Origin of the sequence: Rasiella sp. SM2506, from assembly GCF_050859505.1 — a bacterium.
In the GTDB taxonomy this organism is placed as follows: Bacteria; Bacteroidota; Bacteroidia; order Flavobacteriales; family Flavobacteriaceae; genus Marinirhabdus.
This window is the reverse complement of sequence record NZ_CP193934.1, coordinates 1-11,677: the sequence shown is the minus strand read 5'-3', so window position 1 is coordinate 11,677 and position 11,677 is coordinate 1. Positions and strand designations below refer to the sequence as shown.

Genomic DNA, 11,677 nt, shown 5'->3' with positions numbered 1-11,677 from the left:
GTGGAACGGGCTTAAGAATATTCAGTTTAAAGCTATTAATAGTAAGTGTATCTTCTAACGTTTGCAATGTATTTTGCCAGGCGAATTACCTGGTGGCTGTATCCATATTCGTTATCATACCATACGTACAACACACAGTTTTTACCATCTTCGGTTACAATGGTAGCATTGCTATCGTAAATGGAAGGAGCAGAAGATCCAACAATATCACTAGATACCAACTCATTATTTATGCTGTATCTAATTTGTTCTACCAGATCACCTTCCAGAGCATATTTCTTCATAATGGCATTAATACCGTCTATTGAAGTTTTTGCCTCTAATTCTAAGTTCAAAATTGCTAGAGAACCATTTGGTACAGGAACACGAATTGCGTTTGAAGTTAATTTTCCGTCAAATGAAGGTAATGCCTTTGTTACCGCTTGTCCGGCACCGGTTTCGGTAATAACCATATTTAACGCTGCAGCTCTACCACGACGGTATTTTTTGTGCATATTATCTACCAGATTCTGGTCGTTCGTATAGGCATGGATAGTTTCAAGATGTCCGTGAACAACCCCTAAACTATCTTCAATTGCTTTAAGTACTGGCGTAATAGCGTTTGTTGTACAAGAAGCTGCAGAGAAAATATCCACTGTTGCAGGGTCATGTTCTTTATGATTTACCCCGTGAACAATGTTAGGAACATTTTTGCCAGGAGCTGTTAATAATACTTTGCTAGCTCCTTTAGGTACTAAGTGACGTGCCAAAGCAACGTCGTCTCTAAAGGCGCCTGTATTATCAATAATTAATGCATTGTTGATGCCATATGCTGTATAATCTATTTCTTCTGGAGCATTTGCTGAAATAATATGAACCGTAGTCCCATTTATTATCAATGCTTTGTTTTCTAAATCTACACTAACCGTCCCAGGGAAATCTCCATGAACAGAATCATATTGCAACAAAGAAGCTCTTTTTTCCAATACCGTTTGGTCAACTGCGCCACGGGTTACAATGGCACGCAGCCTCATTTGATTTCCTTTTCCGGTACGGGTCATTAACTCACGCGCCAACAATCTGCCAATACGTCCAAAGCCATATAATACCACATCTTTTGGCATAATGTCTTTTACGTCTTTTGCGTCTTTTAATTTATCCGAAACAAAAGCTAAAGCATTTGCATGTTGATTGTCTTCTAAGTGATACTCGTAGGTAAGTTTACCTATATCCAGTTTGGCAGGAGGAAGGTCTAACTGGCTAATGGCTTGTGCTATTTCAACACTGTCGAAAATTGAAATGGGTTTTTGTACAAACTCACCTGCGTACTCGTGCAAATTAAGAATTTCACTTACGTTACGATCTATTAATTGGTTGCGAAAAAGGACCAATTCAATAGATTTATCGTACCATAAATCGCTTATCGTTTTAATAAATTCTACTGAGGCCTTTCGGCGATCGGTTTGAAAAGACAGTTCTTTTTCATAAACGTCATCAAAACTCATAGGGTGTGTTGTTTAGAGGCCTTTTGTTTAAAATTAAAAGGCGAGTTAATTTTGGCGCAAAAATACTCAATTTTGAACTTTTGAGGAATTAATTTCAGTAAAAATAAACACCCCTAAACTCTTTAAGCTTAGGGGTGTTATTTACAGATAAAAATGGTTACGCTTCCTTCTATCTGAAAATATAAGAGCTTAATTGCCCTTTAGAGTCTACGAACGTAAGCTTCACTGGAGCTCCAAAGCCGCCTTTTTTCATGATATCTTTTACGTCGTCAATATTCGTTACGTTTTTGTCATTCACTTTTACAATAACGGCTCCTTTTAAAGGCATTAAATCCTGCTTTGTAGCATCCGAAACGACAACCCCGTTCGCAACCCCAAAGGCATCCAATTGTGCTTTATTGGCATTTCGTACTTCAAGGCCTGTATCTTCAATAGTGAATGTTTCCAATTTTATTAATGTTACGGGAACTGTTGTGTTACCACCTTTTCTTTGTACCGTTACGTCCACGATGTCGTTTGGTTTTTTTGAACCTAAATACCCCACTAAATCTGAGAATTTAGCAATTTTAAACCCGTCAATCTGTTTAATTATATCTCCTTGTTTAAGACCTCCTTTGTCGGCTCCACTTCCTTTTTCAATATCGGCTATATAAACTCCTTGCGTAATGTCGATTCCTTGTTGTTGTGCATATTTTGTGTTAATGGTTGAAATACCCAGAATTCCTCTTTGTACGCCACCAAACTCCATAATGTCTTCCACAACTTTACGGGCGTTGTTGCTTGGCACTGCAAAAGAATACCCCACATAACTTCCAGTTTCCGAAGTAATCGCTGTATTAATTCCGATCAATTCTCCTCGGGTATTTACCAAGGCGCCTCCGCTATTTCCACGGTTTACAGCAGCATCGGTTTGAATAAAGGATTGTGGATTGCCATCAAACTCATTCAAATCGCGCGCTTTTGCACTTACAATTCCTGCTGTAACGGTTGAGGTAAGGTTAAAAGGATTTCCAACAGCCAATACCCACTCACCAATTTTTATATTGTTACTATCTCCAAACGGTACGAAATCGAATTTTTCGTCGCTATCTATTTTTATAAGGGCAATATCGGTCTTGGGATCTGTACCAATCAATTCAGCAGTGTAGGTTTTATTATTATTTAAGGTCACCTGCAATTGTGATGCGTTTTCAATCACGTGGTTGTTGGTTACAATATATCCATCTGGCGAAATAATAACCCCAGAGCCAGAGCCTACGGTAGGACGTGCTTGTCCGCCACCATTATAGTATTCCATAAGGTTTGTAGGTTGGCGGCTTATAGTTGTATTTTTTACGTGTACAACGGCATGTACTGTTTTCTCAGCAGCTTGCGTAAAATCGGTTTCCATGGCCGTGGCTATGTCCGAGGTGTAATTGGTAGGTATAAAGGATGTTTCATCCTGTATGTTGTAAGCTAAGGTAGTTTCGGGTTCTATAAAATATTTATAGCCTCCTAATGTAAGCGCTCCTGCTACAAGCGCAACTAGAAATAATTTCGCGGTCTGTTTCATATTCTTTCAAATTAAATTATACTTAAGTAACATTCAATAAGACGATACTATTGTGCTTTCATTTCGTATTTAACGTGCATTTAACAGCTATAAAACTTTAGGACTCGCCACGGCAATTTGTACATTTGCAGCAATGGAACTTCAATTTTATAAATATCAAGGTACGGGTAACGATTTTATACTTGTAGATAATCGTCCACTTCTATTCCCCAAAAACGATACCAAATTGGTTGCAAAATTATGTGACCGAAAATTTGGCATAGGAGCAGACGGACTTATCCTTCTGGAAGAACATCCTACCGCAGACTTCTCTATGGTATATTATAATGCCGACGGAAATCTAAGCAGTATGTGTGGGAACGGGGGAAGATGTATTACACATTTCGCCCACTTTTTAGGTTTGATAGAAACTACGGCTACTTTTGAAGCGATTGATGGTTTGCATGAGACTAAAATTGAAAACGAACTCGTATATTTAAAAATGCAGGATGTTGCTGAAATTCAACAAGAAGGTGATTTTTCATTTTTGGATACCGGTTCTCCGCACCATGTTGAAATAGTTGAAAACTTGTCAACTTTTGACGTGGTGATACTGGGTCGAAATATCCGTAACAATCGCTACGGAAAAGCAGGTGCCAATGTAAATTTTGTAGAGCGACTTTCAGAAAATAAATTTGCAGTTCGTACCTATGAAAGAGGTGTAGAGGATGAAACGCTAAGTTGTGGTACCGGCGTAACGGCTGTCGCGCTAGCCATGCATGCTACAGGGATGGCAACTTCAGAAAAAATAACCTTACAACAACCCGGTGGTACGTTACAGATAACCTTCAGTAAAACTGAAAATGGTTATGAAAACGTTTTTTTAATTGGCCCAGCCACACAGGTTTTTAAAGGTATAATCACCATATAAGATGCAAACATTACAAGGAACTTTAATATATCTGCGCGCTTTGGAGCCAACCGATTTGGATTTCCTGTACCAGCTTGAAAATGACGAAAACGTTTGGGAAGTGAGTAATACCAACAAACCGTTTTCCAAATATGTGCTGAAGCACTACTTGCAAAATAGTCACCGCGATATCTATGAGGTAAAACAACTACGCCTTGTAATTTGTACCGCAGAAGAGAATAAAGTGATAGGTTTTATAGATTTGTTTGACTTTGAGCCAAAACACCAACGCGTAGGCTTAGGGATTGTTATTTTTGACGCTCAAGATAGAGGTAAGGGTTATGCAGCCGAAGCATTAAAAATAGTGGAAAAGTATGTTTCAATGCATTTGAAAGTGCATCAATTGTATGCAAATATTATAGCAGATAATACAAGGAGCATTGTATTGTTTGAAAAAGCCGGCTATAAAAAAGCTGGACAGAAAAAAGACTGGATGGTTTCAGAAAACGGATTTAAAGATGAATTGTTTTATCAACTATTACTTAGTGTTGAGAGGTAAGCTTCGGTACATTGTATGAAAATATATTTGAAACAAATTTTAATACAACACTCAGTTACCTTAAATTTTGCTGAAATTTATAAATCGTAAATCGTACTTTAGAATATGTATATAAAGAAAATCTTAGTAGCAATTTTGTTAGTAGGCCTTGTAGGGATGGCAGTTTTTGCTTGGTATGTATACAACACTGTTCTGGTGTCTAATACTGCCTTCAATAATAAAGAAGCGCACGTTTATATACCGACCAATGCATCTTTTGATGATGTTTTGGAGGAGCTAGAGCCAATTTTAAAAGATACCGAAACTTTTTCCACAGTTGCTTATAAAAAAGGCTATGCAAGCAATATAAAGCCAGGTCATTACCTTATTAAAAAAGGGATGAATAATAATGATATTATCAATACGGTTAGAAGTAAAAATATTCCAATAAAGGTAAAATTCAATAATCAGGAACGATTAGAAAACCTTGCGGGAGCAATTTCAAATCAAATTGAAGCCGATAGTCTTTCGCTATTACATGCTTTTCGCGATGAAGTTTTCTTAAAGGAGAACAAGTTAGAGGCAACCACTGCTTTGGGACTTTATGTGCCTAACACTTATGAGTTTTATTGGAATACCTCTGCTGAGGGGTTCCGTGATAAAATGGCAACCGAATACAAGCGATTTTGGAACGAGCAACGTCTTGCCAAAGCAAAAAAATTGAATTTGACACCAACCCAGGTAATTTCGCTGGCAGCGATTGTTCAAAAAGAAACCGCAAAGGTAGAGGAACGGCCTAGAGTTGCTGGCGTCTACATAAATAGATTGCAAGTAGGTATGCTTTTACAGGCAGATCCTACTGTAATTTACGCCAAAAAACTTTCAGAAAATAATTTCGATCAGATTATTAAACGCGTGCTCTACGTAGATTTAGAGTTGGATTCTCCTTACAATACTTACAAATACGCTGGCGTGCCACCTGGACCTATAGCCATGCCAGACATTACTTCTATAGACGCCGTGCTCAATTATGAAAAGCACGATTATTTTTATTTTGTCGCAAATGTTCAAAATTTTGGCTACCACAAGTTTGCTAAAACGCTTTCGCAGCATAATCAAAATAAAGCCGAATATGTGCGATGGATCTCACAACAAGGGGTGAATAGATAAAATTCATTATAGTTAAACCTTTATTAATCTGTGGGTTAAAGACTGTTAATAGCTCTTTAGCCTCCCTTTCTATACTTATATTTGGATAGTTGCTTAAGAAGAGCAACCTACAATATTTAAGTTCTTTGACGTATTAATTTCATAAAGCCTTTTAACAGGCATAGTCTTGTAAACAGCAAGTTTATGTTTGTTACAGGAATTTCCTCTTTACATTAAGTATAGGGGCAATAATTATAATTCTAAAAATAAATAGAACATGATAAAACGTTTTATGAAATTGTCTGTGCTGCCCCTACTAGCTGCATTTATAGCAGTAGGTTTTTCACCCTCCAAAGGGGTGGAACGTAATAGCAGTTCTATATTTATTTCACATATCGAAGGTGAGCAAGCCTATGTTCCTTACGAATTTGAAGTAAATATGAACCCGAAAATGGACATTCCATTTCTCGGGAAGTCATACCTTGGGTTTAGTAATGACCTCGGCTTTTCAGAAAGCAGTGGAAATTACAGAGCTGTAAATAGATTAGGTTATGTAGGTAAATATCAGTTTGGTTGGTCCGCCCTTAAATGGGTTGGTATTACTAGCAAAAGGTTGTTTTTAAACAATCCAGATTTGCAAGAAGAAGCTTTTACAACATTGATTTCTTTGAACAAGTGGGTTCTTAAAGACTACATTGCGCAATACCGTGGACAACGCATCGCTGGTGTTCAAGTAACCGAGTCTGGCATTATTGCCGCAGCCCATTTGGGAGGTGCTGGAAACGTAATTAAGTTTCTGGAATCTGAAGGAGAAAATATCTTCGCAGATGCTAACAATGTACCAATTACGAAGTATATGAAGCATTTTAGTGGATATGATTTAACTTCTATTATCCCAGATAATAACGCAAGAGTGACACTATAATTATTGAAAGAGCCAAGTTGACAAGCTTGGCTTTTTTTATTTTACTATATTTATAACGTAATTGATTGTATTTTGCGCGATTATTAGTTTTGTATCACATTCCTTACTAATAGTAAGTTTTTTTAACGAGTAATAAGTAGTATCATTTTTTTCAGAAAACGCTCTTTAACATAATTTAACATACTGTATATCAAGTTTGTAAAAAAAAGTGTATTTTTGCACGCTGAAATTTAGATAACCCAAAGGTGTCTAGTATTCAATAAAATATGAGATTAAAACTTTTACGAATTGGCGTCCTATTGCTTGTGGTTTTAATAACTGCAACAGGATTTTCTTTAAAGAAGGATAGCACTGTGTCTATGTTTTCTTCGGAAGGATTAGATCTATATTACTACGTACCTAATTACGATGAGGTCGAAGTAGAAATCCCTGAAATAGCTGGTAATTATCACTTATTTCTTGGAAAGACGTATGTTGGCTTTAAAGAAGCTCTTGGTTTTAAGGAATCCAGAGGCGATTATGCCATTATTAACGAATTTGGATATTTAGGTAAATATCAATTTAATATTAATACTTTAAAAATGGTTGGTGTGCATAGTGCAGATCGTTTTATGAAGGATTCTAAATTGCAAGAAGCAGCTTTTGCAGCGTACACTTCCAGAAATAAATGGATTCTAAGACGCGATATTAAGCGGTATGCAGGAAGAACTGTTGGTGGCGTACACATTACTGAATCAGGGATTTTAGCAGCGGCGCATCTTGCTGGTGCTGGAAATGTAAAAAAATTCCTTAGAAGCGGTGGCGCTGTAGGATTTAGCGATGCTTTTGGAACTTCTATTGGGTATTACCTTAAAAAGTTTTCTGGCTACGATACTTCATTTATAAAAGCCAATGAAAAGGCGAAAGTAAAATTTTAATTGCTTTCTTACTTTTGAATACTAAATATAGTGGGTCTCTTATTGAGATCCACTTTTGTTTTAGTCCAAACCGAAGCTGGCATTGTTTTAATATATTCAGTAGGTAGCGTAATGTCACAGGCCACACATACCTGTGTGCTGGGCATTACTGTAGTTAGTATGCTTTCCAGCATTTGGTTGTTGCGGTAAGGGGTTTCAATAAATAATTGGGATTGATTTTGTTCTTCTGAAAGTCGTTCTAAGCGTTTAATTTCTTGTTTACGTTCTTTCTTGTCTATAGGCAGATAGCCATTAAACGCAAAATTTTGTCCATTAAACCCACTAGCCATTACTGCAAGTAAAATTGAAGAGGGGCCAACCAAAGGAACAACTTTAATACCTTGTCTATGCGCTGCAGCTACTGCCAGCGCACCAGGATCTGCCACACCAGGACAGCCAGCATCACTTAGCACACCTATATCAAATCCTTCGTGACAGGGATTGAGCATTGCTGGTATTTCTGCTTCGTCTGTAAATTTATTAATATGGTTAAAATGTAAGGTGGGTTGAGACTTTCTAGGAGAGATACTTTTTATAAAACGTCTCGCATTTTTTTCGTGTTCCACAATGTAATAGTCAATTTCTTCAATAGCCTTTTTAACCAACAATGGCAATACTTCCAAAGGAGGAGTATCGCCTAAGGTACAGGGTATGAGATATAACTTTCCTTTTTCTGAATCCATACAATTAGTTAACCAGCAGTTTTTTGATGATGGTTCTATTAGTCTCGGTTGTTATTTTCAATATATAAATACCATTCACTAAATTGGCCACGTTAATTGTGGTTTGAGTTGTGTCTAATCCTTTATTGTGTATCACAACACTACCTTTCATATCCATAACAGCATATTGTGTAATTGTTCCGGTCTGTAGTTCAAGATGCACACTGTTTTCGGTTGGATTGGGATATACTAAAAGGGTATTCGGTAATTCAAAGTCGTTGGTTCCTAGTACATCGCCAACAATTTTATGAATAGTTCCATTTGGTTCTTCTTGACGATTAACTATGTAGAGTTGTCCGGTAGTATCTTCTCCAAAAGAAACCCATGAACCATTAAAGGTGCCGTGTTCTGTAAGAGTTCCAGCTTGATCTACGGTGCCAATAAGACCACTACATACATCTGCAAAGAAATAAAGCCCAACAAGATTAGGGTATCTCGAGCCCCTATATACATTTCCACCTGTGATGGAGCAATTACCCGAGCCTGTACTTGAAGAATATTCAGCAATTGGGAATGTAAGATCGCTAACGGGGGGACATGACGTGGGAGCGCCAGGAAAAGGTACGGAACCTTCATAACACTTCCAGCCATAATTCAAACCAGCTTCATCTATTTCGGCTCTATCTATTTCTTCCACATCTCCCTGTCCAACATCGCCTATCCATAAATCATCAGTAACACTATCGAACGAAAATTTCCATGGATTTCGTAATCCGTATGCCCAGATCTCTGGTCTATTTGGCAGATCTCCTGCAAAAGGATTGTCTGCCGGGATGCCATAGTTATTGCCGCCACTTGGGTTGTCTACATCTAAACGAAGTAGTTTACCTAATAATAATTCAGTATTTTGAGCTCTATTACCGGGATCGCCACCACTACCGCCATCACCTGAGGAGATATAAAGAAAGCCATCCGGGCCAAAAGCCAGGCAACCTCCATTATGGTTTCCAAAGGGTTGTTCATAATCTAGTATAGGAAGTTCGGAACCTGACAAGGCTATGTTTGGGTCTGCAGGGTCTACTGAAAATCTTGAGACTTGGGTGTCGCCACCAGTATCTGTATAATTTATATAAAAGAAGCCATTGGTAGCATAATCGGGATGAAATGCTAATCCTAGTAAGCCACGTTCACCGCAACAGGATACTCGAGATGAAATATCTAAAAATGGGGTTGTATTTGTAGTTCCGTCTGGGGTAAGAATTTTAATTATGCCATTTTGTTCTACCACAAATAAACGGTCATCCCCTGCATTTTGAATATTAACAGGATTATCAAATCCAGATGCAAATGATTCAACATTAACAGTTTGTGCTACGGCATTAGAGAATAATGCTAGCGCGCAAATACATACGAGTAATTGTTTCATATCAACTTGTTTTTTTACTAAGATACTGAAAACTTGGTGAAACAGACCTTATAATCGATGGGCTATTTTTTCACAAGCAGCATCCAGCATTTGGTATACCTTTTCAAAGCCTTCGTCGCCACCATGATAGGGGTCGGGAACGTCGCGCTTTTCTTCGGGGAATGTTTCTTCCAAAATAAGCTGCACTTTTTCTTTTTCTAAACCTGATGTAGCCAGTTTAATAACGTCATGATAGTTGCTATTATCCATCACAAAAATATGATCGTAGATCTCAAAATCGTAAGTGGAAAATTGCTTACCACGTTGGTTGGTAATATCCAACCCATGTTGTTGTGCTACTTCAATACTTCGCGGGTCGGGGAGTTCGCCCACATGCCAGCCGCCTGTTCCAGCTGATGAAACTTCAATCTTGGAAGCGTCTACTTTCGATTTTAAAATGCCTTCAGCCAAAGGAGAACGACAAATATTGCCTAGGCAGACCATTAGAACTTTCTTCATTATTATTGTTTATTGAAAACCTTGCGGTTTTCTATTATTTATTGAAGTATTGAAATTCTTACGAATTTCTATTGCTATTATTATTTGAAGAGAAATTTAATAAAAATAAAAAATAGATCGCGTTAGCAATCTAATAAAAAATAAAATCCCGCTGAAAAGCGGGATTAATATTATAATGTGAGTTTTTTCTGAAGGTCTTCTACGTATTTTCTAAATTGTTTATCGGTACTGGAAAGATTGTCTACAGTTTTACAAGCGTGTAAGACCGTAGCGTGATCTCTTTGTCCAATTTGCGAACCAATAGATGCTAAAGACGCTTTGGTAAATTTCTTTGCAAAGAACATAGCCAGTTGTCTAGCTTGCACAATGTGGCGTTTTCTTGTTTTAGACTGCAAGGTTTCCACATCCATCTGGAAATATTCGCTCACTACTTTTTGTATGTAATCTATTGAAACTTCACGTTTGGTGTGTTTCACGTAGTTGTCAACAATTTTCTTGGCAAGCTCTATCGTGATGTCTTTTTTGTTGAAAGAAGAGTGTGCAATTAAAGAGATAATAGCCCCTTCCAACTCACGAATGTTCGTTTTAATATTGTTTGCCAAAAATTCTACAATATCTTCTGGCATTTCTACACCGTCACGGTATAGTTTGTTTTTTATGATGGCAACGCGCGTATCGTAGTCTGGGTGATTCAATTCTGCTGAAAGTCCCCATTTGAAACGTGATAATAGACGTTGCTCAATATCTATCATATCCACCGGAGCTTTGTCGCTTGTTAAAATAACCTGCTTTCCGTTTTGGTGTAAATGATTGAAAATATGGAAGAAAACATCTTGCGTTCCAGCCTTTCCAGATAATAATTGAATATCATCTACAATCAATACATCAATAATCTGATAGAAGTGAATAAAGTCGTTACGGTTATTCTTTTTTACACTCTCAATATATTGTTGTGTAAACTTTTCAGCGGAAATATAAAGCACCGTTTTTTCTGGATACTTATCTTTTATTTCTACCCCAATAGCGTGTGCTAAATGTGTTTTCCCTAATCCAACACCGCCAAAAACCAACAACGGATTGAAACTTGTTCCTCCAGGTTTGTTGGCAACCGCCATTCCCGCAGAACGAGCTAAACGGTTTGACTCGCCTTCTAAGAAGTTGTCAAAATTATAGGAAGGATTTAGTTGCGATTCTATCTTTACGTTCCGAATACCAGGAATTACAAATGGATTTTTTAACTCAGGGTTTTTGTTCTTAATAGGCACATCAACTTCCTGAGATTGCATATTGGAACGGTTAGAGCTCGGTATTTTTTCGGTAAAAGGTTGTTTGTTGCCGTAGGTGTTTTCCATCCTAATCACATATACCAATTTGGCTTGTGTGCCTAATTCTTTGGTTAATGCAACTTTTAAAATTTTCACGTAATGTTCTTCAAGCCACTCGTAGAAAAATTTACTGGGTACTTGAATGCTGAGTGCATTGTCTGTAAGCTTTACCGCTTTGATAGGTTCAAACCATGTTTTGTACGCTTGTGAAGTAATGTTATCTTCAATAAAGGACAAACAATTGTTCCAAACCGATAGTGCAGTTTTGCTCAT

At 37.5% G+C, this 11,677-nt stretch carries 11 protein-coding genes; 5 read left to right on the top strand and 6 right to left on the bottom strand.

All coding sequences use genetic code 11. The features are described 5' to 3' along the window. Nucleotides 1-35 precede the first annotated feature (35 nt). Nucleotides 36-1,484: a glyceraldehyde-3-phosphate dehydrogenase gene (locus ACQ2HF_RS00055; protein ID WP_432411477.1), complete on the bottom strand. Its 1,449-nt coding sequence runs from the start codon at nucleotides 1,482-1,484 to the stop codon at nucleotides 36-38. A 169-nt stretch (nucleotides 1,485-1,653) separates the two neighbouring features. Next, a complete protein-coding gene (locus tag ACQ2HF_RS00050) occupies nucleotides 1,654-3,036 on the bottom strand; it encodes a trypsin-like peptidase domain-containing protein (protein WP_432411476.1) in 1,383 nt (460 codons plus the stop codon). A gap of 133 nt (nucleotides 3,037-3,169) precedes the next feature. On the opposite strand from ACQ2HF_RS00050, the gene dapF reads away from it, so the two are divergent. From dapF to ACQ2HF_RS00025, 5 genes are all read left to right on the top strand, one after another. After that, a complete protein-coding gene (gene dapF, locus ACQ2HF_RS00045) occupies nucleotides 3,170-3,946 on the top strand; it encodes a diaminopimelate epimerase (protein WP_432411475.1) in 777 nt (258 codons plus the stop codon). A 1-nt stretch (nucleotide 3,947) separates the two neighbouring features. Then, nucleotides 3,948-4,484, top strand: a complete 537-nt coding sequence (locus ACQ2HF_RS00040) for a GNAT family N-acetyltransferase (protein WP_432411474.1) — start codon at nucleotides 3,948-3,950, stop codon at nucleotides 4,482-4,484. 105 nt (nucleotides 4,485-4,589) lie between these two features. Beyond that, the gene (gene mltG / locus ACQ2HF_RS00035) at nucleotides 4,590-5,633 is read left to right on the top strand and encodes an endolytic transglycosylase MltG (RefSeq protein ID WP_432411473.1); all 1,044 of its coding nucleotides are present in this window, start codon (nucleotides 4,590-4,592) and stop codon (nucleotides 5,631-5,633) included. Nucleotides 5,634-5,889: 256 nt separating this feature from the next. Then, nucleotides 5,890-6,537, top strand: a complete 648-nt coding sequence (locus ACQ2HF_RS00030) for a hypothetical protein (RefSeq protein ID WP_432411472.1) — start codon at nucleotides 5,890-5,892, stop codon at nucleotides 6,535-6,537. Nucleotides 6,538-6,803: 266 nt separating this feature from the next. Further along, nucleotides 6,804-7,454 carry a peptidoglycan-binding protein LysM gene (locus ACQ2HF_RS00025; protein WP_432411471.1) on the top strand — a complete coding sequence of 217 codons (651 nt, stop codon included), beginning with the start codon at nucleotides 6,804-6,806 and terminating at the stop codon, nucleotides 7,452-7,454. A gap of 8 nt (nucleotides 7,455-7,462) precedes the next feature. On the opposite strand, the gene ACQ2HF_RS00020 is transcribed toward ACQ2HF_RS00025, so the two are convergent. The 4 genes from ACQ2HF_RS00020 to dnaA all read right to left on the bottom strand — a co-directional run bounded on the left by ACQ2HF_RS00020 (nucleotide 7,463) and on the right by dnaA (nucleotide 11,677). Further along, the gene (locus ACQ2HF_RS00020) at nucleotides 7,463-8,176 is read right to left on the bottom strand and encodes an SAM-dependent methyltransferase (RefSeq protein WP_432411470.1); all 714 of its coding nucleotides are present in this window, start codon (nucleotides 8,174-8,176) and stop codon (nucleotides 7,463-7,465) included. Between the two features lie 4 nt (nucleotides 8,177-8,180). Next, entirely contained in the window at nucleotides 8,181-9,581 is a 1,401-nt protein-coding gene (locus ACQ2HF_RS00015) for a PQQ-dependent sugar dehydrogenase (protein ID WP_432411469.1), read from the bottom strand. 48 nt (nucleotides 9,582-9,629) lie between these two features. Continuing rightward, nucleotides 9,630-10,082: a low molecular weight protein-tyrosine-phosphatase gene (locus tag ACQ2HF_RS00010; protein ID WP_432413111.1), complete on the bottom strand. Its 453-nt coding sequence runs from the start codon at nucleotides 10,080-10,082 to the stop codon at nucleotides 9,630-9,632. 167 nt (nucleotides 10,083-10,249) lie between these two features. Then, a complete protein-coding gene (gene dnaA / locus ACQ2HF_RS00005) occupies nucleotides 10,250-11,677 on the bottom strand; it encodes a chromosomal replication initiator protein DnaA (RefSeq protein WP_432411468.1) in 1,428 nt (475 codons plus the stop codon).